This window comes from Stenotrophomonas sp. TWI1409 (genome assembly GCF_039673015.1).
Lineage (GTDB): Bacteria > Pseudomonadota > Gammaproteobacteria > Xanthomonadales > Xanthomonadaceae > Stenotrophomonas > Stenotrophomonas maltophilia_A.
Genome location: NZ_JBDJKU010000015.1, coordinates 45571 through 72132, shown reverse-complemented (window position 1 = coordinate 72132; position 26562 = coordinate 45571). Strand labels below are relative to the sequence as shown.

General features: G+C 66.9%; 22 protein-coding genes. 16 read left to right on the top strand and 6 right to left on the bottom strand.

Features of this window, described 5'->3' with window-relative positions; all coding sequences use genetic code 11:
• Positions 1–73: 73 nt before the first annotated feature.
• Positions 74–2038 carry an oligopeptide transporter, OPT family gene (locus ABE423_RS07275; protein WP_032127608.1) on the bottom strand — a complete coding sequence of 655 codons (1965 nt, stop codon included), beginning with the start codon at positions 2036–2038 and terminating at the stop codon, positions 74–76.
• 200 nt (positions 2039–2238) lie between these two features.
• On the opposite strand from ABE423_RS07275, the gene ABE423_RS07270 reads away from it, so the two are divergent.
• A complete protein-coding gene (locus ABE423_RS07270; protein WP_346485595.1) occupies positions 2239–3387 on the top strand; it encodes a heparan-alpha-glucosaminide N-acetyltransferase domain-containing protein in 1149 nt (382 codons plus the stop codon).
• A gap of 79 nt (positions 3388–3466) precedes the next feature.
• The gene (locus tag ABE423_RS07265) at positions 3467–5221 is read left to right on the top strand and encodes an oligopeptide:H+ symporter (protein ID WP_032127610.1); all 1755 of its coding nucleotides are present in this window, start codon (positions 3467–3469) and stop codon (positions 5219–5221) included.
• A 58-nt stretch (positions 5222–5279) separates the two neighbouring features.
• Here the strand turns inward: ABE423_RS07265 and ABE423_RS07260 are convergent, their stop codons facing one another.
• Both ABE423_RS07260 and ABE423_RS07255 read right to left on the bottom strand, forming a co-directional pair.
• Entirely contained in the window at positions 5280–7262 is a 1983-nt protein-coding gene (locus ABE423_RS07260; protein ID WP_346485593.1) for a S9 family peptidase, read from the bottom strand.
• A 167-nt stretch (positions 7263–7429) separates the two neighbouring features.
• Positions 7430–8065, bottom strand: a complete 636-nt coding sequence (locus ABE423_RS07255) for a LysE family transporter (RefSeq protein ID WP_005408523.1) — start codon at positions 8063–8065, stop codon at positions 7430–7432.
• A gap of 138 nt (positions 8066–8203) precedes the next feature.
• Here ABE423_RS07255 and ABE423_RS07250 point away from each other — a divergent pair, with 138 nt between their 5' ends.
• The 13 genes from ABE423_RS07250 (at position 8204) to ABE423_RS07190 (ending at position 22640) form a co-directional block, all read left to right on the top strand.
• Positions 8204–9109, top strand: a complete 906-nt coding sequence (locus ABE423_RS07250) for a LysR family transcriptional regulator ArgP (protein ID WP_010483397.1) — start codon at positions 8204–8206, stop codon at positions 9107–9109.
• 183 nt (positions 9110–9292) lie between these two features.
• Positions 9293–9739: a GNAT family N-acetyltransferase gene (locus tag ABE423_RS07245; protein ID WP_125893760.1), complete on the top strand. Its 447-nt coding sequence runs from the start codon at positions 9293–9295 to the stop codon at positions 9737–9739.
• A 228-nt stretch (positions 9740–9967) separates the two neighbouring features.
• Complete coding sequence (gene mqo / locus ABE423_RS07240; protein ID WP_346485590.1) at positions 9968–11668, top strand: malate dehydrogenase (quinone); 1701 nt, start codon at positions 9968–9970, stop codon at positions 11666–11668.
• Between the two features lie 268 nt (positions 11669–11936).
• Complete coding sequence (locus ABE423_RS07235; protein WP_125893756.1) at positions 11937–14129, top strand: TonB-dependent siderophore receptor; 2193 nt, start codon at positions 11937–11939, stop codon at positions 14127–14129.
• A gap of 222 nt (positions 14130–14351) precedes the next feature.
• The gene (gene mdcA / locus ABE423_RS07230; RefSeq protein ID WP_253145487.1) at positions 14352–15995 is read left to right on the top strand and encodes a malonate decarboxylase subunit alpha; all 1644 of its coding nucleotides are present in this window, start codon (positions 14352–14354) and stop codon (positions 15993–15995) included.
• Between the two features lie 10 nt (positions 15996–16005).
• A complete protein-coding gene (gene mdcC / locus ABE423_RS07225; protein WP_180837932.1) occupies positions 16006–16326 on the top strand; it encodes a malonate decarboxylase acyl carrier protein in 321 nt (106 codons plus the stop codon).
• Positions 16323–17231, top strand: a complete 909-nt coding sequence (locus tag ABE423_RS07220) for a biotin-independent malonate decarboxylase subunit beta (protein ID WP_049422772.1) — start codon at positions 16323–16325, stop codon at positions 17229–17231. The genes mdcC and ABE423_RS07220 overlap by 4 nt, the downstream gene beginning before the upstream one ends.
• A 2-nt stretch (positions 17232–17233) precedes the next feature.
• The gene (gene mdcE / locus ABE423_RS07215; RefSeq protein WP_180837939.1) at positions 17234–17938 is read left to right on the top strand and encodes a biotin-independent malonate decarboxylase subunit gamma; all 705 of its coding nucleotides are present in this window, start codon (positions 17234–17236) and stop codon (positions 17936–17938) included.
• Entirely contained in the window at positions 17931–18572 is a 642-nt protein-coding gene (gene mdcG, locus ABE423_RS07210) for a malonate decarboxylase holo-[acyl-carrier-protein] synthase (protein ID WP_180837931.1), read from the top strand. Before mdcE ends, mdcG begins: the two co-directional genes overlap by 8 nt.
• Positions 18569–19426, top strand: coding sequence for a triphosphoribosyl-dephospho-CoA synthase MdcB (gene mdcB, locus ABE423_RS07205; RefSeq protein ID WP_346485586.1), 858 nt, complete (start codon positions 18569–18571; stop codon positions 19424–19426). Before mdcG ends, mdcB begins: the two co-directional genes overlap by 4 nt.
• Positions 19423–20343 (top strand): malonate decarboxylase subunit epsilon, encoded by a 921-nt coding sequence (mdcH, locus tag ABE423_RS07200; protein WP_346485584.1) that lies wholly within the window; start codon positions 19423–19425, stop codon positions 20341–20343. The genes mdcB and mdcH overlap by 4 nt, the downstream gene beginning before the upstream one ends.
• Before the next feature lie 104 nt (positions 20344–20447).
• Positions 20448–21815 carry an SLC13 family permease gene (locus ABE423_RS07195; RefSeq protein ID WP_032127621.1) on the top strand — a complete coding sequence of 456 codons (1368 nt, stop codon included), beginning with the start codon at positions 20448–20450 and terminating at the stop codon, positions 21813–21815.
• 105 nt (positions 21816–21920) lie between these two features.
• A complete protein-coding gene (locus ABE423_RS07190) occupies positions 21921–22640 on the top strand; it encodes a GntR family transcriptional regulator (protein WP_057499721.1) in 720 nt (239 codons plus the stop codon).
• A gap of 71 nt (positions 22641–22711) precedes the next feature.
• Here the strand turns inward: ABE423_RS07190 and ABE423_RS07185 are convergent, their stop codons facing one another.
• Positions 22712–23038, bottom strand: a complete 327-nt coding sequence (locus tag ABE423_RS07185) for a hypothetical protein (protein ID WP_253145483.1) — start codon at positions 23036–23038, stop codon at positions 22712–22714.
• 151 nt (positions 23039–23189) lie between these two features.
• On the opposite strand from ABE423_RS07185, the gene ABE423_RS07180 reads away from it, so the two are divergent.
• Positions 23190–24137, top strand: coding sequence for a nucleoside hydrolase (locus tag ABE423_RS07180; protein WP_004147861.1), 948 nt, complete (start codon positions 23190–23192; stop codon positions 24135–24137).
• 4 nt (positions 24138–24141) lie between these two features.
• On the opposite strand, the gene ABE423_RS07175 is transcribed toward ABE423_RS07180, so the two are convergent.
• Positions 24142–25401: an MFS transporter gene (locus ABE423_RS07175; protein WP_346485582.1), complete on the bottom strand. Its 1260-nt coding sequence runs from the start codon at positions 25399–25401 to the stop codon at positions 24142–24144.
• Positions 25402–25479: 78 nt separating this feature from the next.
• Positions 25480–26493, bottom strand: coding sequence for a hypothetical protein (locus ABE423_RS07170; protein WP_346485580.1), 1014 nt, complete (start codon positions 26491–26493; stop codon positions 25480–25482).
• Positions 26494–26562 lie beyond the last annotated feature (69 nt).

Sequence of the window (26562 nt, the reverse complement as noted above, 5' to 3'; positions counted from 1 at the left end):
GGGGGGGGGCGCTCACCCTGGTGTTTCGCGGTTTGGGGGGGGGCCCCCCCCCCCCCCCGCCACTACCCGTCCCTTACGCCTTGGTGTACTTGCCGGTGCGGTAGATCAGCCAGCCCACCAGGAACAGCACGGCCAGGCCGATCCACTGCGCGCCCGGCAGGTGGAACGGCACGGCCAGCACGTCGGCGCGGCTGCTGACCACGATCGGAATCGCGATGGCGATGCCCATCAGTGCCTCACCGGTGATCAGGCCCGCAGCGAACAGCACACCCGGCTTGTGCACGCGGTCGCGGCCTTCTTCGTCATCGGCGCGCACCTTGTGGAAGCGCTCGACCAGGTGGGCGATCAGGCCGCCGAGGAAGATCGGCACCATCAGCTCCAGCGGCAGGTAGATGCCGATGGCGGCGGCCAGCACCGGCACGCGGAAGCGTGCGTTGCGCGACTTCAGCCAGCTGTCGAAGGCAATGATGGCGGCACCGACCACGGCACCGATGCCGATGAAGGTCCACGGGAGTTCGCCACCGAACAGGCCCTTGGCCACCGAGGCCATCAGGTTGGCCTGCGGCGCAGCCAGCGCGTTCGGGTGCAGCTCGGACTTCACGCCGATGCCGTAGGCGGTGGCCAGCAGGTTCAGCACCGGGGCCATGATCAGCGCGCACGAGAAGGCACCGATGCCCAGCATCAGCTGCTGCTTCCACGGGGTGGCACCTACGATATAGCCGGCCTTGAGGTCCTGCAGGTTGTCACCGCCAACCGCTGCGGCGCAGCACACCACCGCGCCGATCATGATCGCCGCCACCGCGCCCAGCGGCGCACCGCCGGCACCGACCGGCTTGAGGCCATCGGCGCCCAACAGCACCACCAGCACGGCCGAGGCGAACAGGATGGTGGAGATGGTGATGCCCGACACCGGGTTGTTGGACGAACCGATCAAGCCGGCCAGGTAGGCCGAGACCGACACGAACAGGAAGCCGGCAACGATCATGATGATGGTCATGGGGATCGACACGTGCCACTGGCCCACGATGGCCTGGTACAGGGCCAGCAGCGGCAGCACGAAGACCACCAGGGCCACCAGCATCCACTTCATCGGCAGGTCGCGCTCGGTGTGCGCCAGCACCGGGCCACCGCTCTTGCGGGCGGCGGCAAAGCCGCTCTTGACGCCATTGAGCAGCGACTTGCGCAGCGAGATCAGGGTCCAGATGCCGCCGATCAGCATCGCGCCGACACCCAGGTAGCGCATCTTCGCGCCCCAGATGGCGAACGCCGCTTCGGTGGAGGATGCCGTGGCGACCGACGCGGCCAGTGCCGGATCGGTGTTCATGAAGAACGCCTGGTAGATCGGAATGGCGATGTGCCAGGTCAGGATCGAGCCGGACACGACCACGATGCCGACGTTGAGGCCGACGATGTAGCCCACGCCCAGCAGTGCCGGCGACAGGTTGGTACCGATGAAGGCGGTGACCTTGGAGCTGCCGACGTAGGCCGAGGTGGCCCAGGCGTCGGGAATCAGGCGCATGCCGCTTTCCGCGGCCAGCTTGACGAAGGCACCGATGACTGCCGACAGGCCGAGGATCTTCAGGCCCGGGCCCGGGTTCTCACCGGCCTTGAGCACTTCGGCCGCGGCCTTGCCTTCCGGGAACGGAAGCGGGTCTTCAACGATCATCGAACGGCGCAGCGGCACCGAGAACAGCACGCCCAGCAGGCCACCGAGGCCGGCGATGCCCAGCACCCACCAGTACTTGAAGTCCGGCCAGTAGCCCATGATCACCAGCGCCGGGATGGTGAAGATCACACCGGCGGCGATCGACGAACCGGCCGAAGCACCGGTCTGCACGATGTTGTTTTCAAGGATGGAGCCACCGCCCAGCAGGCGCAGCACGCCCATGGAAATCACCGCGGCGGGAATGGCGGTGGCGATGGTCAGGCCTGCGAACAGACCGAGGTAGGCGTTTGCGGCCGACAGCACCACCGCCAGCACGATGGCCAGGGCCACTGCGCGGAAGGTGAGCTGCTTTGGCGCAGCGTCGTGGTTCATGGAAGCCCCTGCTGGCAAAAAATCCCTGCCACGCTAGCGTTCAGGGCAGATCAAGTCCAGCGTGCCAAAGGATGGGGGCGTGTGCTGCAGCGCAATGGGCCAGTACGTGGACCGGCAATCGACCGACCCGGCAAAGTCCGGCTGGGCGCACAGCAAATGATATGTTATATCTTAATGCTACCTTGCTGTTACTGCATCGCATGCCCCCTTCCCCCTCCTCTCGCCTGGCCTCCATCGACCAGCTGCGCGGCACCGTGATGCTGTTGATGTTGCTGGACCACGTGCGCGAGACCTTCTTCCTGCAGCATCAGGTAAGCGACCCGATGGACGCAGCGACGGTCTCCCCTGCGCTGTTCGCCTGCCGTCTGCTGGCCCACCTGTGCGCACCCGTGTTCGTCCTGTTGACCGGGCTGTCGGCCTGGCTGTACGGCCAGCGCCAGCCGGATCCGCGCCGGGCCACGGCCGCCTTCCTGCTCAAGCGCGGGCTGTTCCTGGTCGTGCTGGAACTGACCCTGGTGAATTTCGCCTGGACCTTCCAGCTGCCGCCGGAAACGCTGTACCTGCAGGTGATCTGGGCCATCGGGCTGAGCATGATCGCGCTGGCCGGCCTTCTGTGGCTGCCGCGCCTGGCCCTGCTGGTGCTGGCAGTCGCGGTGGTGACCGGGCACAACCTGTTGGACGGCGTGCGAGTGGAAGGCCACGGTCTGCTGGCGATGCTGTGGAAAGTGCTGCACCAGCGCGACTGGATCGAGACCGGCGCGCTGCGCCTGCGCACTTCCTACCCGGTGCTGCCGTGGATCGGGGTAATCGCGCTGGGCTACCTGATGGGGCCGTGGTTCGCCCGCGACCGCGACCCGGCGCAACGCCAGCGCTGGCTGCTGTGCGCAGGCGTCGGCGCGCTGGCCCTGTTCGCCCTGCTGCGGTTCGCCAACCAGTACGGGGATGCACCGTGGCAGTACCAGACCAGCACGCTGCGCACCTGGATGAGCGTCTTCAACATCACCAAGTACCCGCCGTCTCTGCAGTTCCTGCTGTTGACGCTGGGCGTGGGCCTGTTGCTGTTGCGACTGTACGAATGGCCGCCACTGGCGCGTGCGCTGCGCCCGCTGGCCGATGTCGGCGCCGCGCCGATGTTCTTCTACCTGCTGCACCTGTATGTGCTGAAGGGGCTGTACCTGGCCGCGCTGGCGATCTGGGGGCCGACACACGGTGATCTGTACGCACTGGATTCTGTGGCCGGCCTGCTGCTGGTGGCCTGTGCGCTGGCGGTGGTGCTGTACCCGCCGACGCGGGCGTTCGCGCGGTTCAAGGCGCGACGGCGCGATCTGGCGTGGTTGCGGTACCTGTGATCGCCCAGGCCAGTCCGGCAATCCACGCATGGCGTGGATCTACTGAAAGCGGATCGGGCCACAGGCCTATAATTCCGCGATGAATTCCACCGCTATCGCTTCCGACGATTTCCTGGGCCATCCCAAGGGCGTCTACGTCTGCTTCTTCACCGAAATGTGGGAGCGCTTCTCCTTCTATGGCATGAAGGCGCTGCTGCTGCTGTACCTGACCAAGTACCACCTGTTCGGCGACAAGGCCGGCCTGGACCTGCTCGGTGCCTATGGCGGCCTGGTGTACTGCATCCCGGTGTTCGGCGGCATGCTGGCCGACCGCTGGCTGGGCATGCGCCGGGCGGTGCTGTTCGGCGGCATCCTGCTGGTGCTCGGCCACCTCGGCATGGCCTTCGAAGGCCACGCCGCGTACCGGGTGAACGGCGAAGTGGTGCGCGACACCTCGGCACTGGCGGTGACCTACCTGTCGCTGGCGCTGATCATCATGGGCGTCGGCTTCCTCAAGCCGAACATCTCCACCATCGTCGGCAAGCTGTACGCCAAGGACGACCCGCGCCGCGATTCGGGCTTCTCGCTGTTCTACGCCGGCATCAACCTCGGCGCGCTGTTCTCTTCGCTGGTGTGCGGCTTCCTCGGCGAGGCCTATGGCTGGAAGTACGGTTTCGGTGCGGCCGGCATCGGCATGCTGGCCGGCCTGGCGATGTTCCTGTGGGGCCAGAAGTACCTGCAGGGCCACGCCGAGCCGCCACAGCCGGCCGCGCTGAAGCAGAAGGTGCTGGGCCTGCCGCGCGAATGGCTCATCTATCTGTGCGCGATGCTCGGTGTATTGCCGGTGGCGTGGCTGATGTGGGCGGCCGGCAACGGCGCGTTCGCGCTGGGCGGTGAAATCAGCCTGGCACTGATGCTGATGCTGGTGGTGCTGGGCGGCGTGCTGGTCTGGTTCGCCTGGTTCACCGGCAGCAAGTGCACGCCGGTGCAGCGCCAGCAGATGGTCGCGCTGATGGTGTTGATCTTCATGGCACTGGTGTTCTTCACGATGTACGAGCAGTCGTATGGCTCCTGGGTGACCTTCACCGACCGCCTGCTGACCAAGGACATCGTGCCCTCGCTGGTGATCACCGGCGGTACCCCGCTGCCCTGGTCGATCATCTCGCTGCTGCTGGCACCGCTGGGCTTCGTGGTCAGCGCGCGGCTGTCCGAGCGCCGTCCGGGCTCATCTGCGCCGCGAACGTTCTTCGCCGCCATCGTCGTGCTGATGCTGGTGCTGCTGGTGCGCGACTGCCTGGTGATTCCGCAGACCGCCGGCTCGCTGACCTACCTCGGCGGCCTGTTCCTGGTGCTGCTGGCGCCGGCCTTCGCCGCACTGTGGACGTGGATGGACCGCCGCGGCTGGGAACCGGGCAAGCCGGTCAAATCGGCCTGGGGCCTGGTGATCGGCGCGCTGTCGTTCGTGCCGCTGGCATTGGCTGCACAGCAGGTCGGCGCCACCGGCGAGATGGCCAGCGTGTGGTGGCTGGTGCTGGCCTACTTCCTGCTGGCCAGCGGTGAGATGTGCCTGTCGCCGGTCGGCCTGTCGGCGGTGACCCAGCTGGCCGTACCGCGGGTGATGAGCCTGATGATGGGCACCTGGTTCCTGGCAACCGCGTTCTCGGAAACGCTGGCCGCGCTGTTCGGCAAGCTGGCCGCGATCGAGGTACCGGAAGGCGAATCGCTGGACATGGTGGCCGCGGCCGGTGCCTATGCGCACCTGTTCTGGCTGCTGATGTGGATCGGCCTGGGCTGTGCGCTGGCCGCCTTCATCGCCGCGCCGCTGCTGAAGAAGATGATGCACGGGGTCAAGTAAGCCCGATGCAGGCGAACTCCGGGGGCGGCGGATCGATCATCCGCCGCCCCCGGCTTGTTCAGGGCGCGCTGCTCTTCTCCGCAGGTGCGGCCTGCCCGGCCACCTGCCCCCCCAGGCTGCGCGAGAGGAAGGCCAGCAACCTGCTGTAGTACGCACGTTGGTTGGCAGGGGAATAGAAACCATGCCCTTCATTCTTGACGTACAGGGTTTCCACCGGCGAGCCGGCCTTCTTCAACGCAGCTTCCATGCGTTCGCTGTGCACGATCGGCGCACGTTGATCCTGGCCACCCGCGGCCAGGAATACCGGCACCCGCACCTGCGCGGCCAGATTCACCGGGGAGCGCTCTGCCAGATCCTTGGGCGATCCCAGCCAGTTCCGCAGGTAGGCCAGGCCTGACTCATCGCTCTGGATGTCTCCGCGGGCGTACATCAACGGCAGGTCGTAGATGCCGACGTAGCCGGCCGCGCACTGGTACAGGCCCGGTTCGCGCACCGCCCCCATCATCGCCGCATAGGCACCGTAACTGGCGCCATAGATGCAGATGCGGTTCTTGTCGGCCACGCCCTGTTCGATCGCCCAGCGCGTGGCATCGGTGACGTCATCCTGCATCGACAGCCCCCATTGCTTTCGCGCGGCCTGCATGTGGGCCCGACCATAGCCGGAAGAGCCGCGGAAATTCACCTGCAGTACCGCGTAACCTGCCGCCGCCAGCATCTGTGTCTCGGTGTCATAGGCGCCCTGGTCGGCAACACCGATCGGACCTCCGTGCGGCACCACCACCATCGGCAGCGCACGGGCCTCGCGGCCATGCGGGACGGTAAGGAAGCCATGCAGCGGACGCCCATCACGGGCCGTCAGGCTGATCGGACGCACCTCCGCCGCCAGCGCGGGGTCGATCCAGTCACTGCGGCTGATCAGGTGCCGTGCACTCTTGCCAACCGTGTCATAGAGATAGAAATCGCCCGGATTGCTGCCTGACCAGGTTTCCACCAGCACCGTCTTGCCATCGCGCGTGCTGGAGGTGATGTAGACCGCTCCGCCCAGGCCGGCTTCGAGGCTGCGGTACAGGCGAGCGTCGTCCGAGGCGTCATCGAAGAATGCCGTTCGCGGCGCACTGCCAAGGAACAGGGCCCCGACCGGCACGCGGCTGCCGGGGCGCCGGATGATGCGCGCCGGGTCGGCACTCCCATCGCGCAGCACGGTGCGTCGTTCATTGCTCTGGGGGTCCCAGCTGACAATGGCATCAGGTCCATCTGCCTGCTCGACCTGCAGGTACGCCAGGCGACCATCGGCCGAGAAGCCGAGCGGCGCCTCGATGCGCTTGCTCAGGGATTCATCATTGAGCAGGATCCAGTCGCTGTTGCTGCCCGTGCGGTAGTAGAGCTTCTGCGTGCCATCGGTAACGACAGCGCGTGCGAAACGCACCTCGCCCTGCTCATCGGTCGTGAAGTCCGCATCGGGAATGGGAGCGCGCGCCACGGCGTTGCGGCGACCGGTGATCACGTCCATGCGCTCGACCTGCGCATGCGAACTGCCGACCAGCGGGATCACCGTCACCAGCGCGTTGCGGTCATCGTCCTTGAGCTCATCACTGAGGTAGGCGGCCACCAGGCCTGCCGGCTTGACCTTGATGTTGGTGCCCAGGCTCTGGTCGGCAACCCGGTACCCCACCAGCAGCTCGCCGCCCTTGCCGTTGGCATTGATACCGAACAGTTCACCGGTCGGCGTCGGCCGGTCCAGCACGCCGAACTTCTGTGCCATGCCCACCAGCAGCCGCTCGTTGCTGACCCAGTCGAAGGTGTGCGCGTGATCGTTGCGGGGCGGGCGGAAGCTGCCGACCATCTTCATGTCGGCAATGCGGTAGATCGCCAATGCGGTTCCCGCCTCCAGCGGAACCGTCGCGGCGATGTACTCGCCCCCTGGTGAAATCTTGATGTCGGTAAACGACTCCTGCCGCAGATAGCGATCCAGGTCCAGCGTTGCGGCCGATGCCCCACCCACAACCGCGCCCAGCAGTACAGCCAGCACAATCCTGCGCATCCTTCCCCCATGGAAAACCGGACACCCTGTCCGGATGTACGATTCTAGGCACGTGACCGTTTGCCGCGCCACATCGGCAGAAAAAACGACGGCACCGTTGCCGGTGCCGTCGTTACCACTACCTTGGAGAGAGAGTCAGGACGTGGGTTCGGGGGGCGTGCGCCGGGTCAGTGGACCCCGCGCACCGCCAACGTAAGGGCCAGGATGCTGAGGATCACGGCGATGGTGCCGTCGAGCACGCGCCAGGTACTGGGCTTGGTGAACAGCGGCGCCAGCAGGCGTGCGCCCAGGCCCTGCGCGGTCAGCCACAGGCAGCTGGCAGTCACCACACCGGCGGCGAAGGCCATGCGGGCGTTGCCGAAGTTCTCGGCGATCGAGCCGATCACCATCATGTCCAGCCAGAAGTGCGGGTTGATCAGCGAGAAGCCGACCGCGGCCATCAGCACCGCGCGGCGGCTGCCGTCGTCGCTGTCAGCCTCGCCCATGCCGCCGCCACCGGCAATCGCACGGCGTGCCGACTTCATGGCGTACCAGGCCAGGAACGCCACGCCCGTCCACAGCACGGCGGTGGTCAGCCACGGCAGCGCTGAAGTGAGCGTGCGCAGGCCAGCCACGCTGGCAAAGATGAAGATCGCATCGATGGCCGCACAGGTGGCAACCACCGGCACGATGTGCTTGCGCAGGATGCCCTGGCGCAGAATGAAGGCGCTCTGGGCCCCGACCACGGCGAACAGGCCGATGCCGGTAGCTGCACCAGAGAACCAGGCACCGAGGCCGGTGCTGGCGGAGATGACCGAGAACATGGGATTCACTGCCTTTACTTGCTTGGGGGGACGGTGCCTCGCGAAGGCGGACAGCACCGGAACGAGCGCCATTGTCGCGCCGCAACATGGAAAAGACGAGCTAAACTTCCTAAACCAACATTAGCGGAACTTAATTCGATGCGTATCGACCATGCCCAGCTGCGCGCCCTCGCCGCAGTGATCCGCGAAGGCAGCTTCGACCGCGCCGCGCAGTCGCTGAATGTCACGCCCTCGGCCATCTCGCAGCGGGTCAAGGCACTGGAGGATCGGGTCGGTCGCCTGCTGGTCAAGCGCGGCACCCCGGCCACCGCCACCGCCGAGGGCCAGGTGCTGGTGCAGCTGGCCGAGCAGACCGCCCTGCTCGAGCACGACGCCCTGCACCGGATGGGCCTGGCTGACGAAGACCTGCCGCAGGCCAGCATCCCGGTGGCGGTGAACCACGACAGCCTGGAAACCTGGTTCCCGCAGGCCGCCTCGCAGTTCGCACAGAGCACCGGCACCACCCTGGACCTGCGCGTGGAGGACCAGGACCACACCGTCGAACTGCTGCGCCAGGGCACAGTGCTGGGTGCGGTGACCACGCTGGACGAGCCGGTGCAGGGCTGCCAGATCCACGCGCTGGGCAGCATCCGTTACGCCGCCACCTGTACCCCCGAATTCCGCGAACGCCATTTTGCCAAGGGCGTGACCGCGCAGGCGCTGGCGCAGGCGCCGGTGCTGGTGTTCAACCGCAAGGACGAAATGCAGTCGCGCTTTGCCCGGCGCATGGCCGGCGACGACCTGCCCAGCACCGCACCGACCTGGTGGATTCCCTCCACCCGCGCCTTTGTGCAGGCCAACCTGGGCGGCATGGGCTGGACCATGAACCCGCTGCCGCTGGTCAAGCGGCACCTGGACGCCGGCCGCCTGGTCTACGTACGCCAGCGCGCGTGGGAAGACGTGCCGCTGTACTGGCAGCACTGGAAGGGTGACGTCCAGACCATGGCCCTGCTGACCCGCGCCGTGCTGGACGCCTCATCAGCGCTGGTGCGGCGCAAGCGCTGAGGCAGCCCTGCAAAAAAGGGGACGGAGGGGATTAAGTCGTCTTTGCCCAGAATGTCGTATAGGCCTTAAACGACTTAATCCCCTCCGTCCCCTTTTTGCTCCATCCAATCTCCACGAAGTCTCCACACCAGGTCCATGCGCGATGCGGATACTGGTCGGCCGATCACTGCAAGGATGCCCTGCATGCCTGTATTCGTCCGCGATGCGCGCCCCGAAGATGCCGCCGCCTGCATCGACCTGCGCGGGCGCACCCGCGAAAACGCCTTCAGCGCCGCGCAGTTGGCAGAGCTGGGCATCACCGAGGACAGCTGGGCGGCCGGCATCGCCCAGGGCGATTCGATCGGCCGCGTCGCCTGGGAGGGCGAGCGCATGGCCGGTTACTGCTTCGCCGACCGCGACACCGGCGAAGTGCTGGTGCTGGCCCTGCTGCCGGACTACGAAGGCCGTGGCGTCGGTCGGCAGCTGCTGCAGGAAGTGGTCAGCCTGACCCGCGATGCGGGCCATACCCGGCTGTTCCTGGCGTGCTCGGCCGACCCGCGTTCGCGCTCGCATGGCTTCTACCGGCGCCTGGGCTGGCGCCCGACCGGGGAGATCGATGAGGCCGGTGACGAGATTCTGGAGCTGGTCTGATTGAAGGCGTCGCCAGGCATGGCCTGGCGCTACTGGGGCTACGATCGCCAGGCTTGGGCCCGCCGCTCACGTGACGGGGCCGCGAAACGTCGGATGCTGCGTTGCATCAAAAACGGACCGGATCCGGTTAGAATCGCGGATGGATGGCGCAAGGCGTTGTTTCTTCACGCCCTTTCCCTGCCCCACGCGCATCCTGACCCCTTCCCCTCCGCCAACGATCCCGCCCCCATGAAGAAATTTGGCAAGGCCCTGCTCGCCCTGCTCGTGCTGCTGTTGCTGGCCGCCGCGCTGTTCCTGTACTGGCCGCTGACCCAGCGCTCGGTGCCCGCCGCCAGCAACGACAAGCCCGTCGACGTTGTGCTGGTCGGCGCCGGCATCATGAGCATCACCCTGGCCACCTACCTGCAGGAACTGCAGCCGGACTGGAACATCCAGGTCTACGAACGCCTCGACGGCGTCGCCGGTGAAAGCTCCGACGGCTGGAACAACGCCGGCACGGGCCACTCGGCCTTCGCCGAACTGAACTACACCCCCGAACTGCCCGACGGCAGCATCGAGACCAAGCGCGCGGTCGGCATCGCCGAATCGTTCGAGGTCTCGCGCCAGTTCTGGTCGCACCAGGTGAAGGAAGGCCGGCTGAGCCAGCCCAGCGACTTCATCAACCCGACCCCGCACATGAGCTTCGTCTGGGGCGATGACAACATCGCCTACCTGCACAAGCGCCAGCAGGCCCTGGTGAAGAATCCGCTGTTCTACGGCATGCAGTACTCCGAGGATCCGGCCCAGATCAAGCAGTGGGCCCCGCTGCTGATGGAAGGCCGTGACTCGAAGCAGAAGGTTGCCGCAACCTGGATGCCGCTGGGCACCGACGTCAACTTCGGCGTGATCACCCGCCAGCTGACCGCCGGCCTGCAGCGCAGCCCGAACTTCAGCCTGCACCTCAACCACGAAGTGAGCGCGCTGCGGCAGAACGCCGACAAGAGCTGGAACGTGACGGTGAAGGACCTCAAGGCCGGCACCGAGTCCACCACCCACGCCCGCTTCGTGTTCATCGGTGCCGGTGGCGCTGCACTGAAGCTGCTGCAGATGTCCGGCATTCCGGAATCGAAGGACTACGCCGGCTTCCCGGTCGGTGGCCAGTTCCTCGCCTTCCAGGGCCAGGACGTGACCTCGCGCCACGGCGTGAAGGCCTACGGTATGGCCGAGACCGGTTCGCCGCCGATGTCGGTGCCGCACCTGGATGCGCGCAAGCTGGACGGCAAGCCGGTGGTCCTGTTCGGGCCGTTCGCGCTGTACAGCACCAAGTTCCTCAAGCACGGCTCGTGGTGGGACCTGTACTCGTCGGTGAACCACAACAACGTCGGCCCGATGCTGGAAGTGGGCAAGGACAACCTGGACCTGGTGCAGTACCTGATGGGCCAGGCGCGCCTGAACGATGCCGACCGCCAGGCCGAGCTGGTCAAGTACTTCCCCACTGCCAAGCCGGGTGACTGGAAGCTGGTCACCGCCGGCCAGCGCGTGCAGATCATCAAGCGTGATCCGCTGAAGGGCCCGGTGCTGCAGTTCGGTACCGAGATCGTGACCGACAAGGACCACACCCTCGCCGCCCTGCTCGGCGCTTCGCCGGGTGCGTCGACCTCGCCGCCGATCATGCTGGACCTGATGGCCAAGGCCTTCCCGGACCAGATGAAGGCCGGCTGGGAAGCCCGCCTGCGCGAGATCGTGCCGTCGTACGGGCGCAAGCTCAACGACAGCGCCGCGCTGGTCAACGAGATCCGTACGCTGACCAGCCAGACCCTGCATCTGCCGTATCTGGAGGTGCCGGTGGATGCGAACGCGGCGGCGCCGGTGCCGGCAGCGGTTCCTGCAGCGGCTCCGGCACCGGCCAAGGAAAAGCGCAACGCCAACGAGGAACTGCAGGCGCTGTAAGCCTGGCAGATTCCCTGCAGCAGACACGGACGGCCACCTTCGGGTGGCCGTTCGCGTTTGGGCCGCTCCCTGCTGCAGAAAGCGATGCCCGGCGCCGGGAATCCTATGCACAATGACGCGAATTGTAATGTTGTTAAGAATTATTTACATTTGCGTCCTTCGCAGTGACCGCGCCCCTCCCAGATGGACCTGATGTGCCCGAAGCCGCCGCCCCGGGTGCTGGACGACTGTTGCCGCCCCCTTCCCGTCTCCGAGCTTCGAACCCACCATGTCCCTGACGTTCCGTAACCGCCTGCCCCGCCGTGCGCTGCTGCCGGCTGCCCTGCTCTCTTCGCTCGCGCTGGTCGCGTCTCCGGCGTTCGCCGAGGCCGCCGCCGATGCATCCGATGCCAAGACCCTGGACCGGGTCAGCGTCCGTGCCGAGCAGTCCGCTCCGCCATCCAGCACCACCCGCCTGCCGATCACACTGCAGGAAACCCCGCAGTCGGCCACTGCGATCAGCCTGAAGCGCCTGCAGGACGAGTCGCTGTTCAGCATCAACGACGTGATGCGCAACGTCACCGGCGTCAGCGTGTCCTTCTATGACACCCAGCGCCCGCTGTACTACGCACGCGGCTTCGCCATCACCGACTTCCAGGTCGATGGCATTCCCACCTACAGCGGTTCCACCAACCAGGAATACGACACCGCTTTCTACGACCGCATCGAAGTGATCCGCGGTGCCAACGGCCTGCTCAGCGGCGCCGGCGTGCCGTCGGCCACCGTCAACCTGCTGCGCAAGCGGCCGGGCAAGGAGTTCGATGCCTCGTTCGCGATCAGCGCCGGCAGCTGGGACTATCGACGCATGGAGGCGGACGTGACCGCGCCGCTGACCGATGACGGCCGTTTCCGCAGCCGCGTGGTCGCCGCCTATACTGATCGTGGCCTGTATTACGACCGCTACGACGAGAACAAGATGGCCGGCATGGCGGTGCTGGAAGGCGACGTCACCGACAGCACCACGATCACCCTCGGTTACCAGAGCCAGGACAACAATCCGACCGGCTCGACCTGGGGCACCGTGCCGTTCTTCGACAACCAGGGCAATTTCGCGCACCTGCCGCGCTCGACCAACCTGTCGCCGAAGTGGAGCTACTGGAAGCGCGAGAGCAACACTGCCTTCGCCAACCTGGAACAGCGCTTCGGCGACAACTGGCTGCTGAAGATCAACACCGCCTACACCCGTGGCAATGTGCAGAACGTGCGCCTGTACGGCACCGGCAACCCGGACCCGGTGACCGGCTCGGGCATCTTCCTGCGCGCGGCCGCCGGTGATTCGAGGGACACCCGGCGCAACGTCGATGCTTACCTGACCGGAAGCTTCGATCTGTTCGGCCGCGACCACGATGTGACCCTCGGCGCACAGTGGTCGGACCTGGAAGGCACCACCAACACCCTGGCGCTGAACTTCCCGAACGATTGGGCACGCTGCGGCGGCGAACGCTGCTACTACATTCCCAACGTGTACAGCTGGAACGGCGACATCTCCGAGGTCACCTACCGCCGTACCGGCGCGCGCCGCGTGGCCAAGACCACGCAGAGTGGCGTCTATCTGGCCACCCGCCTGCGCCTGGCCGATCCGCTGTCGCTGATTGCCGGCGCACGCCTGAGCCGCTGGGAAACCCTCAGCCGCTCCTACAACGCCGCAGGCGCCTACACCGGCACCAGCGGCGCGTACAAGGTGAGCGATGAAGTCACTCCCTACGTGGGCCTGGTCTACGACATCACCCCGAACGTCTCGGCGTACGCCAGCTACACCGAGATCTTCAACCCGCAGAACTTCAAGGACCGCAACGAGAACCTGCTGGCGCCAGTACAGGGCTCGAACCTGGAAGCGGGCATCAAGACGCAGTGGTTCGATGGCCGCCTGACCGCCAATGCCGCCGTGTTCGAAGCCAAGCAGGACAACTACGCGGTGCGTGACATGGGCGTGCCGGAGGGTTCGCTGAGCGATGGCACCTCCGCCTACGTCGGCGTCAACGGCACCAAGGCGCGCGGTTGGGAGATGGACGTCAACGGCGAGATCCTGCCGGGCTGGACGGTCAACGCCGGCTATACCCACGTCAAGGTCACCCGCGCCGCCACCGATCTGCTGTACGCCAACCCGCCGAAGGACCTGCTGCAGCTCAACACCCAGCTGCAGCTGCGCGGCGCGCTGGAGCGCCTGAGCATCGGCGGTGGCGTGCAGTGGCAGAGCAAGGTGCAGGGCTACAACATCGCCTACCCGCTGGGCGGCACGGTGACGGTGAACCAGCCGGCCTACATGCTGGTCCAGTTCAACGCCAACTACCGCATCAGCGACAACTGGACGGCAACGCTGAGCGTGCGCAACGCGCTGGACAAGACCTACTGGGCGAATCTGGACTACAACAACTACGGCGAACCGCGCTTCGTGTCGGCCAGCCTGCGCTGGAAGTTCTGAGCCACCAGAAACGGTAGTGCCGGCCGCTGGCCGGCTCCAAGCGATGCATCGATGACGCGGAGCCGGCCAGCGGCCGGCACTACCCCGATCGATGCGGGTCATCCTCCATTTCAATCTGAATGGGCCCGCCTTCGCGCGGGCCCTTCTTTTTGCTGCAGTGCGGGTTGCATGCCCGAATGTAATTATGCCGTAATTACATCGACACCAATCGGAAGCCGGTCGATGAACCCGAGCTGGGATACGTTGGAACGCAGCCGCCAGGCCCGCCTGGAACGTGCCGCGCCGTGGGCCCGGGGACGTGAGGTCGCCGCCACCGACGTGGGCGAGCTGCTGCACGCACTGCTGGAGCCGGGCGACAAGGTCTGCCTGGAGGGCAACAACCAGAAACAGGCCGATTTCCTCGCCCAGTGCCTGGCCGACCTTGACCCGGCCCGGGTGCACGACCTGCACATGGTGCAGTCGGTGCTGTCTCTGCCGTCGCACCTGGATGTATTCGAGCGTGGCATCGCCTCGAAGCTGGACTTCTCGTTCTCCGGCCCGCAATCGGTGCGGCTGGCCAATCTGGTGGCCGAAGGGCGCATCCAGATCGGTGCCATCCACACCTACCTCGAACTGTTCGGCCGCTACTTCATCGACCTGACCCCACGCGTGGCGCTGGTCGCCGCGCAGGCCGCCGATCGCCACGGCAATCTCTACACCGGCCCGAACACCGAAGACACCCCGGTCATCGTCGAGGCCACCGCGTTCGGTGGCGGCATCGTCATCGCCCAGGTCAACGAGATCGTCGACACCCTCCCCCGCGTCGACATCCCTGCTGACTGGGTCAACTTCGTGGTGCAGGCGCCGAAGCCGAACCATATCGAACCGCTGTTCACCCGCGACCCGGCGCAGATCTCCGAGATCCAGGTGCTGATGGCGATGATGGCGATCAAGGGCATCTACGCCGAGTACGGCGTCAACCGCCTCAACCATGGCATCGGCTTCGATACCGCCGCCATCGAACTGCTGCTCCCCACCTACGCCGAATCGCTCGGCTTGAAGGGAAAGATCTGCCAGCACTGGGCCCTCAATCCACACCCCGCACTGATTCCGGCGATCGAATCGGGCTTCGTCAAATCGGTGCATTCGTTCGGTTCCGAACTGGGCATGGAGAACTACATCGCCGCACGCAGCGATGTGTTCTTCACCGGTGCCGATGGCTCGATGCGCTCCAACCGCGCGTTCTCTCAGACCGCCGGCCTGTATGCCTGCGACATGTTCATCGGTTCCACCCTGCAGATCGACCTGCAGGGCAACAGCTCCACCGCCACGCGCGACCGCATCGCAGGCTTCGGTGGCGCACCGAACATGGGCTCCGATGCACGTGGCCGCCGCCATGCCAGCGAGGCCTGGGTCAAGGCCGGCCAGCAGGCCGCACGCCCCGGTGAGATGCCGCGTGGCCGCAAGTTGGTGGTGCAGATGGTGGAAACCTTCCGCGAACACATGGCACCGGCCTTCGTCGATCGGCTGGACGCCTGGGAGCTGGCCGAGCGCGCGGACATGCCGCTGCCACCGGTGATGATCTATGGCGACGACGTCAGCCATGTACTGACCGAAGAAGGCATCGCCAACCTGCTGCTGTGCCGCACCCCTGAAGAGCGCGAACAGGCGATCCGCGGCGTGTCCGGCTATACCGCCGTGGGCATGGGACGCGACCGCGCGATGGTGGAGAACCTGCGCGACCGCGGCGTGATCCGCCGTCCCGATGACCTCGGCATCTCCGTGCGCGATGCCAGCCGTGACCTGCTTGCGGCGCGTTCGGTGAAGGACCTGGTGCGCTGGTCAGGCGGCCTGTACGACCCGCCCAAGCGCTTCCGCAACTGGTAAGGGGCTGAGCATGGAAACCCTCGACTATCGATTCGAAGGACACACGGCGGTGCAGTTTCCGCGCGATGCAATGCTGGTCGGCGTATTGGCCTCGGGCAACCTGGAAATCCTGCTGGAACCGGCCGCACTGGACGGCGCGATGATGGTGCGCATCATCACCGCCGCGCAGGGCTTTGGCCGCGTCTGGGAGGCGGTGATCGGTGATTTCGCACAGCGCCATCCACTGCGCGATGTACGCGTCTCGATCAACGATGCCGGTGCGACCCCGGCGGTGGTCAGCCTGCGCCTGGACCAGGCAGTGGAAACCCTGCTTGCTGGAGATCCACGATGAGCCGGACGCAGCGCCACAGTTACTACGAAGCCGATGCACGCGAGCGCATCGCCGGCCTGGCCGACGCCGGCTCGTTCCGTGAATTCCTCGGCCCGGCGCGGCGGATGATGAGCCCGCACCTGGCACAGCTCGACCAGCCCGCGGCGTTCGACGACGGTATCGTTGTCGGCGAAGCCACACTGCGCGGCCGACGCGTGCTGCTGGCCGCACAGCAGGGTGAATTCATGGGCGGCGGCGTGGGCGAGGTGCACGGCGCCAAGTTGACCGGGCTGCTGCACCGTGCAGCGGAAACCCGACCTGACGGTGTGCTGCTGCTGCTCGATACCGGTGGCGTGCGCCTGCACGAAGCCAATGCAGGGCTCATCGCCATTTCCGAGATCATGCGCGCCACGCTGGATGCGCGCGCTGCAGGCGTCCCCGTGGTGGCGCTGATCGGTAGCGGCAACGGCGCATTCGGTGGCATGGGCATCGTCGCCCGCTGCTGCAGCACAGTAGTCATGTCCGAGGAAGGCCGGCTGTCACTGTCCGGGCCGGAAGTAATCGAGACCGTGCGTGGTGTGGAAGAGTTCGATTCCCGCGATCGTGCGCTGGTCTGGCGCGTAACGGGAGGCAAGCACCGCTACCTGATCGACCAGGCACAGGTGCTGGTGCCCGATGCCATCGAGGCGTTCGCGCAGGCTGCCAGCAATGCGCTGCAGCCCGATACCAGCAGCACCGATCCAGATACTGCACTGGCCGCGCTGCAGGAACGCCATGCGGCACTGAAGGCGCGCGTGCAGGCCTGGGGCGATTGCCGCGATGGCCTGGAGATCTGGGCGCGGCTGGGTATCACTGCCCCCGAGCGACTGCCGCTGCTCGACACCGATGCGTTCCTCATCGCCACCGCCGACCGGAGCCTGCCATGAGCATGCCGCTGCAGACCCTGCTCGATGCCCTGTTCCCGCATGGGCATGCCATTGCCGTGAACGATTCGGTGCTGACCGGCAGCGCCACCACCGAGGATGGCGAGGTGACCGTGATCGGTACCGCCGACAAACTCGAAGTCGGCGTGGACCACGCATTGGCACTGGCCGAAACCGTGCTTGCCAGCACCGCCGCGCTTCCACAGCGACCGATCGTGATGCTGGTGGACACCGCTGGCCAGCGCCTGGCGCGGCGCGACGAACTGCTTGGCATCAACGGCTGTTTCGCGCATCTGGCACAGACGCTGGATCTCGCGCGTCGACGTGGCGCGCGGCTTGTCACGCTGGTCTATGGTGAATCCGTCAGTGGCGGCTTCCTCTCATTCGGCCTGATGGCCGACCACATCCACGCCCTGCCCGATGCACAGGTGCGGGTGATGGACCTGCGCGCGATGGCGCGGGTGACCAAGCAACCGCTGGAGAAACTGCAGGCACTCAGCCAGAGCTCGCCGGTGTTCGCGCCGGGCGTGGAGAACTACGTGGCGATGGGTGCGGTGGAATCGCTGTGGGAGGGCGATCTTGCCCAGCACCTGCTGCAGGCGCTGCGCACGCCCGCCGAAGGCGACCTGCGTGCCGCACGCGGCGCACAGCGCGGCGGTCGTGCCCTGGCGGCAGGCGTTTCATCTGCGGTGGCCCACGGCGATGCCTGAGCGGCCCGCCCGCCACACGCTGGCCTGGCTGTCGGCCGATGCCGACTGGCGGGCTGACGTGACTGCACAGGAACCACGCCTGGCAGCGTGGTTCGCGCAGGGCTTGCCGGCCATGGTGGCGCGCTGTGCGGCGGACGACCCCGACCCTCGGCTGCGTCTGGGGGTACCGCTACCGCCAAGCGAAGGCAAGCAACGGCTGGCGCTGCGCGTGGCCCTGCAGGACGTCCAGCAGCTGCAGCCTCCCCCTGCCTTGGATGACGTTCTCGCCGGCGGCGTTCCGGCGGATTGGCAGGCGGCGTTGCAGGCAATGCTGCGGCTTGCACCAGCCCGCGTATTCGGCGCCTTCGCATGGCAGCACCTCACCGGACTGCCCTATGTGCACCCGCGCTCGGACATCGACCTGCTGTGGCAGGTGGATGACGCGCGCCAGGCCGACCTGCTGGTCGAACGCCTGCAGCACTGGGAAAGCGCCTATGGGCATCGCGTGGATGGCGAACTGTGCCTGGTGGATGGTGGCGCGGTGAACTGGCGCGAATACGCCGGTCGCAGCCGCGAAGTACTGGTCAAACGCATTGATGGTGCCGCTCTGGAACTGCGCGAGGCCTTGTTCAACGCCACTGGAGTTGTCGCATGAACGCCGTCGCGAAGCGCGTCGCCCGGTCCAGCCCGGCGGTGGACAGCGCGCGCCTGGGGCGCTTTGCCATCGCCAGCCTGCACGCCGAACTGGCCCTTGCCCCCAAACCGGGACTGGTTACACCGTTCGATCGCGGCAGCCACCACGACATGGATGCCGGCACCTTCCTGCGCAGCCTGTTCGCGCTGCGCCACTATTTCATCGCCGTGGCCGACGCCGGTGCCGGCGCGGCGCCGTTCCAGACGCTGCGGCGGCATGGCATCGCCGCCGAGATATCGATGCTGCACGCCACTGCGGGCATCAACACCCATCGCGGTGCGATCTTCAGCCTTGGCCTGCTGGTGGCCGCGTCCGCTGCCTGCTGGGGCCGCGCGGGCCGTGTCGCCGCAGCCGAGCAGGTCTGCCAGGAAGTGCGCCGTTGGGCGGCCGAGCTCGCCGACGCGCCTCTGGATGCGAACAGCCCTGGCCAGCGCGCGCGTGCACGGCACGGCGTGCAAGGTGTGCGCGAACAAGCGGCCGCCGGCTACCCGCTGCTGCGCGAAGTGGCACTGCCTGCCCTGCGCCACGCACTGGCCAGCGGCCTGCCACGCGAGGCCGCGATGTGCCAGACCCTGATGCAGCTGATCGCGTGCGTGGATGACCTCAACCTGCTGCACCGCGGCGGCGCCGACGGCCTGCGCTGGGCCCAGCGGCAGGCACGCACCTTCCTGGACGCCGGTGGCACCTTCGCGCCGGACTGGCAGGTACATCTGCGTCGCATCGGTGACGGCTTCGTCATGCGCCGGCTGAGCCCGGGCGGCAGCGCAGACCTGTTGGCCTGCAGCGTGTTCCTGCTGCAGCAGGAGCAGGCATGAGCCTGGCCCTGCTCTGCCCTGGCCAAGGCGCGCAGCACGCGGCGATGTTCGATCGCGTGCGCGATCTGGCTGCCGCGCGGCCGGTGCTCGATGCCACGAGCGAACTGCTCGGCCGCGATGTATTCGCCGCTACGGCGGCCGACGACCGCTTCGACAATGTGCGGGCGCAACCACTGCTGTGCGCAGCAAGCCTGGCGCATTGGCAGGGCCTGCGCGAGGTATTGCCAACGCCGACGGTGATCGCGGGTTACAGCATCGGCGAGCTGGCCGCACATGCCATCGCCGGCGGCGTCGATGCGGCCACCTGCCTTGCCCTGGCTGCGCAGCGCGCGCTGTTGATGGACAGTGCCAACCCCGCCGATGCAGGCCTGCAGGCAGTGCTTGGCCTGGAACGCCATGTACTGCAGCCGCTGTGCGATCTGCACGGAGCGCACGTGGCCATCGCCAACGGGCAGGACCATTTCATCGTTGGCGGCACGCACGCCTCATTGCAGCGGCTGGCCGATGCCGCGCGGCCGCAGGGTGCGGACATCCGTCCACTGCCGGTGCACGTGCCTGCACACACACCGTTGCTGACAGCGGCGGTCGCACCGTTCGCTGCCGCACTCGACGCCTCGCCACTGCAGGCCCCACGCCTGCCGCTGCTGGCCGGCATCGATGCGCGACCGGTGCGGGATCGCGCAACGGCAGTCCACACGCTGTCGGCGCAGCTCGCGCAGACCATCGAATGGGCGCAGGTGATGCGCCAGGCCTTCGAGCGTGGCGCGCGGGTGTTCCTGCAGCTGGGCCCGGGCAACGCATTGGCGCGCATGGTCGCGCCGGCCTATCCGTGCTGCGAGGTGCGCGCGGTGGAAGAGTTCCAGAGCCTTGAAGGCGCCGCGGCGTGGGTCCGCAGCGCGCTGGAGCGGCTGCAGTAACGGGTTCGAGCAGTACGTATCACGCAACACGCAGTACGTCGCCTTACCCCGGGATGGCGGGTCTCCATCCGCGCTGTACGTGAGTCACGTGTCTGGGAGGGCGCATGAGTCCACAAATCGCAACGATCATCGGTCTGGTGATCATGTTCATCGTCGCCACCGCGATGCCGATCAACATGGGTGCCGTCGCCTTCGCGCTGGCCTTCATCATCGGCGGACTGTGGGTCGACATGGGCGGCAAGGAGGTCCTGGCCGGCTTTCCCGGCGATCTGTTCCTGACCCTGGTCGGCATTACCTATCTGTTCGCCATCGCGCAGAAGAACGGCACCATCGACCTGCTGGTGCACTGGGCAGTGAAAGCCGTGCGCGGCCATATCGTGGCCATTCCGTGGGTGATGTTCGTGATCACCGCGGTCCTCACTGCGTTCGGTGCACTGGGCCCGGCGGCGGTCGCGATCATCGGTCCGGTCGCGCTGCGCTTTGCCAAGCAGTACAACATCAACCCGTTGATGATGGGCCTGCTGGTGATCCATGGCGCACAGGCGGGCGGCTTCTCGCCGATCAGCGTATACGGCAGCATCACCAACGGCGTGGTGCAGAAAGCCGGGCTGGAAGTGACCGAGATGGCGGTGTTCCTGACCAGTCTGGGCTTCAACTTCATGATGGCGACGATCTGCTTCTTCGCCTTTGGTGGCATCGCCCTGCTGCGCCGTGGCTCGATCACCGCAGCAGGAACACTCGGCAATGCCGAGCTGGCGATGGCCGGTGGCCCGCAGGCGTCGTCGCGCCAGTTCGCGATCGAAGGTCATGGCGCGCTGGTCGCGGCAGGCGGCGGCACGCTCAGCAATGATCCGGTGGCACTGGATGCGGTGAACCTGACCCGCGAGCGGTTGTTCACCCTGATCGGCCTGCTCGGCCTGGGCGTGGCCGCGCTGATCTACAACCTCAACGTCGGCCTGGTCTCGATCACCGTGGCGGTGGCGCTGGCGCTGTTGTCCCCGCAGAGCCAGAAGGGTGCGGTCGATGGCATCAGCTGGTCCACCGTGCTGCTGATCTGCGGCGTGGTGACCTACATCGGCGTGCTGGAACATGCCGGCGCGGTGGACTTCATCGGCAACGGTGTCTCCGACATCGGCATCCCGCTGCTCGGAGCGCTGCTGGTCTGCTATGTCGGCGGCATCGTCTCCGCATTCGCTTCGTCGGCAGCGGTACTCGGCGCGACGATTCCATTGGCGGTGCCATTCCTGATGCAGGGTCACCTCAGTGCCGCCGGCGTGATCTGCGCGCTGGCGGTGTCATCCACCATCGTCGATGTCAGCCCGTTCTCGACCAATGGCGCACTGGTGGTGGCCTCGGCCGCGAAGGAAGAGCGCGAGACCCTGTTCCGCCGCTTCCTGGTCTACAGCGGCCTGGTGGTTGCGCTCGGACCGCTGCTGGCCTGGCTGGTGTTCGTGGTGCCGGGCTGGATGTAACCGCCCAGCGGTAGTGCCGACCGCTGGCCGGCACTCTCATGAAGCCCTCCAGCGCGCCTGGGTTGCCGGCCCGCGGCCGGCACTACCTGGCGGTACACTTCCACCATGGCCATTGCCCCTGCCCCGCGGTCACCGAAGAAGCGCGCACCTCTGTACGAAGAGGTGGCCGAACACGTGCGCGAGCGCATCTACGATTACCGGCTGCCGCCGGGAGAATGGATCGACGAGCCCGCGCTGTGCGAGGAACTGGGCATCAGCCGCACGCCGCTGCGCGAGGCGCTGAAGCTGCTGGCCGCCGAAGGCCTGGTGCAGATCGATGCGGGTCGTGGCAGCCGGGTCACGCGACTGACGCTGGAAGACCTCAACCAGCTGTTCCCGGTGATGGCGATGCTGGAAGGCCGCTGCGCGCATGAGGCGGTGAAGCACATCGACGATGCAGGCGTGCAGCAGTTGGAAGACCTGCATGCAGCGATGGAAACCGCGGCGGCCGAGGGCAACATCGCCGAGTACTACCGCAACAACTACCTGATCCACGAAACCGTGCAGCATTACGCGGGCAACCCGTGGCTGATCCGCATCACCCACGACCTGCACCGCATCCTGAAGATGCATCGTGGCCGCCAGCTGTTGACGCCGGGTCGCACCGCGCAGTCGCTGGCCGAACACCGCGAGCTGATGGAATGCTTCCGCCGCCGCGACGCGCAGGCTGCCGAACGCACCATGGAACGCCACCTGCTGAGCCAGGGCCAGGCGCTGGCCGCCTATGTGGCGGCGGGCGGGCTGTTGAACGTGCCGGCGCCGTTGCCGACCGAAGGCGGCGGCTGAGCTGTTGGGGTTGCCGGCCAGCGGCCGGCACTACCAGGACGTGACCTTGGCCGGCACCCTGGGACGTCTCATCAATCGCCGCCACCGCAGCTGCCGCCGTCACCCCCACCACCATCACTGCTGCAGTCGGAGCTGCTGTGGCTGTGATGGCTGTGGTTGTCACCGGAATAACCACCTGAGCTGTCGTAGCTTGCGCCGCCATCCCCCCGGCTTCCCGAGCCATCGGCCGTGGCCACTGCCATGCACAGGATCGCGCCGACCAGCGGCAGCAGCCAGACCAGCAGCAACTGCACTGTCCGGCCACCCGCCGACAGGCCATCGCGCCTGACGATCACCACGGTAGCCACCACGTTCAGGCCCAGCACCAGCAGGACCAGCAGAAGGGCAACGATCAGCATTCGGCGGTTCCGTGCCTGGACTGGGGGCATTATGGCCTGCCTCCCCGGCAATGGCCCTGCCTGTCATGAAGATGGGACAATGTAGGGCGCGCCGGCCTGCCCCGTGGCCGCCGGCGCCCCCCGCACCACACGGAAGAAGAAAAACAACAACATGCTGAAAGTCATTTTCGATACCGACCCGGGCGTCGACGACGCCCTGGCCCTGCTGTACCTGCACAAGCACGCCCAGATCGACCTGATCGGCGTCACCACCACCTTCGGCAACGCCTCGGTGGAGTCGACCACCCACAACGCGCTGTACCTGAAGCAGGCCTGGGGCTTTGCCGCTCCGGTCGCGCGCGGTGCCGGCGGCCCGCTGCAGCCGGAAGCCACCCCGGAAGCCTGGCCGGTGCACATCCATGGCCACAACGGCCTGGGCAACCACCCGGTGCCGGCCAGCCTGGACGTGGCCGCCGATGCGCGCCCGGCCCATCAGCTGATCATCGACCTGGTCCGCGCCCATCCGGGCGAGGTGACCCTGGTCGCGGTCGGCCGCATGACCAACCTGGCCCTGGCCCTGCAGCAGGCCCCGGACATCGCCGGCCTGGTGCGCGGCGTGGTGATCATGGGTGGCGCTTTCCACGTCAACGGCAACATCACCCCTGCCGCCGAGGCCAACATCTGGGGCGATGCCGAAGCCGCCGACGTGGTGTTCACCGCCAGCTGGCCGGTTACTGCGATCGGTCTGGACGTGACCACCCGCGTGGAAATGGACCGTGACGGCCTGGACAAGCTGGCTGCCATCGGCGGTGCCGACGCCGAGCTGGTGCGTGCGCTGTCGCAGGATTATGTGGACTTCTACCTGCAGGCCGGCCACAAGGGCATGGTCGTGCACGACTGCTGCGCGTGCATCGCGCTGACCCGCCCGGAGCTGTTCCAGTTCGAGCGCGCCAGCGTGCGCGTGGCCACCGACGGTGTCGCCCGCGGCATGACCATTCCCAAGCCGGAAGGCCTGGCGTTCGGTCCCAGCGTGTGGGATGGCCACGTGGTGCAGTCGATTGCCATCGGCGTGGATGCGGCCGCGGTACTGGCCGACATCGAGCAGACCCTGAAGGTCTGACCCGCTAGCGCCTGGCCCTGCCCGGGACCGTCTCGGGCAGGGTCCACAGCACCGGCAGCACCAGCACCGCCACCAGCGCGATCATCGCGCCCGGTGCCGCTGCCCAGCCGCTGCGCTCCACCCACCATTGCGCCAGCCATGGCGTTGCCCCGCCGAAGAAGGCGGTGGCCATGGTCACCCCCAGTGCCAACCCGCTGACCCGGCCCTCGCCCGGGAACTGCTCGGCCGTAGCCGGGGCCGCGACCGCGCTCACGCCACCGGCCACGCAGGCCAGCAGCACCGCCGCCAGCGCGATGCCCAGCGCCGTCGCCTCCGCCATCCACGCGAACAGGGACAACGGCAGCAGCGCCGCCAGCAGAGTCAGACCCAGCAGCATCGGGCGTCGCCCGACGCGGTCGGACAATGCGCCGCACAGCGGCGTGATCGCAATGACCGCCACTGCCGCAATCGTCGACAGCCACAGTGCATCACCTTCGTCATGACCCTGCGCATGCAGGAATGCCGGCACATAGGTGATGCCGACGTAATAAGTGATCGATCCCAGCGCCGAGATCGCAAACGTGCGCGCTACTGCCAGCGGGTGGTTACGCAATACGTGGCGAAGCGGCGTAGCCGGAATACTGCCCTCGCGACGCTGGCGTTCGAACTCCGGCGATTCGTGCATGCCCGAGCGCGCAACCAGGATCACCAGTGCCAGCGCGGCACCGAAGAAGAACGGAATGCGCCAGCCCCAGCTGTCCAGCTGCGCCGTGGGCAGCAGCGCAACCGTAAGCGCCGAGATCGCCACCGCCAGCAGCGCGCCCACCTCGCTGGCCGCCGATGCCAGCGAGGTCACCAGGCCGCGTCGCCGTGCTGGTGCGCTTTCCAGCAGGTACGCCACCACGCCGGTGTACTCACCGCCCACCGAAAATGCCATCACGCAGCGCAGTACCAGCAGCAGCACGCCCGCCGTAGTGCCCGCCGTGGCCGCTGTCGGCAGCAGCGCGGTGGCCAGCATCGCCGCTGCCATCAAGGCCATCGATGCCAGCAGCATCCAACGCCGGCCCAGCCGGTCCCCCAGGTGGCCGAAGCACAGTGCGCCCAGCGGGCGCATCAGGTAGGACACCGCAAAGCCGGCCAGGGTGACCAGCAGCGCCTGCTCGCCACCACCGAAGAACACCCGCGACAGCACCGTGGCGAAGTACAGATACAAGGTGAAGTCGTACCACTCCACCACCGTGGACAGGCCGGCCACCCACATCGAGCGCTGCCGCTCGGCAGTCATTGCGTGTTCGCCTTCAACAGCCTCGATCCCGGTTGCGCAGGTTCGGGGCAGGATGTCATGGCCGGGGTGAAATACCGGTCATCGGCTGTCCGTCGCCTGCATGTACTGGGTTTCATGGCCGGTGAATCGCTCACCGTCAAAGCCGAAGCAGAAGCGTCCTTCCTCGAACACGCGGTAGACCAGCAACGCACCATCAAGGCAGAACTGTTGCTGGTCCACACCCGTTTCCAGGGTCCCGTAGCCGGTGGCGTCTCCGCCCTTCCCCGCCGTACCGGTGAAGGCATCGATCGGCAATGGCGTGGCGCGTCCGGTGCGGGTGTCGACCAGCACCAGCGTGCGCTGGAAGTACTCGGGACGATCATCGACCTGTACCAGCAGATAGTGCTGGTTGAAATTGGGCTTCTGATGCTGGAGAGCTTCTTCAATGGCGGCCCGGTGCCGCGCATCGCAGAAGTCGACCGGGCTGTAGCGGTAGCTGCAACCGTCGTGGTCGTAGGGCAGGTTCATGCCGGAATAGCTGATGCTCCCCTCGCTGTCCACGTCGTGGCCCAGTTCCGGGGTGCTGCACAGCAGCCACGAACGCTGCGCATCTTCAGGATCGGCCATCAGCTTCGGTTCGCGGCCCTGCTCGTAAGACGCGCCGCCCGGAAATTCCTGCCCGAAGCGCAGGCGGACGATGGGACGCGCCTTCTCCAGCGGCAGGCCGATCTTCACGCCACGGAACGAGACGAAGGTCATCGTCGGCAGGATCACCTCCTCCACCGGCAGTCCCTTCCACTGCCCCTGCACGCAGAACGTGGCGATCTCGTTCTCCTCGTCCTCCTTGCAGGGCTTCGGCGTATTCGTGGCCAGCCAGGGATGTGCCGGACGCTCGGTCTGCTGATCGATGTACCAGCCGTCCAGCGCACAGGTCGGCAGGGCATCGAGCAGAGGCGAGATGTCTGTTGTTGTGGTCGGCGCGGCAAGTGGCGTGTCGGCAGCGGGCGCGTCGGCCGGTTCGTCTGGTGTGCGCGGGCAGGCCGCCAGCAGCAGTGCGGCGATCAGCAGTGCAGCGTAACGTGGGCGCCGGATTGAATGATGCGTTCCCTGCATTGCGTGGTGCTTCCTGGTTTCAACACTCGCTGCGGATGATCGCCGATCCCGGGGTGGTGCAGGAATGCC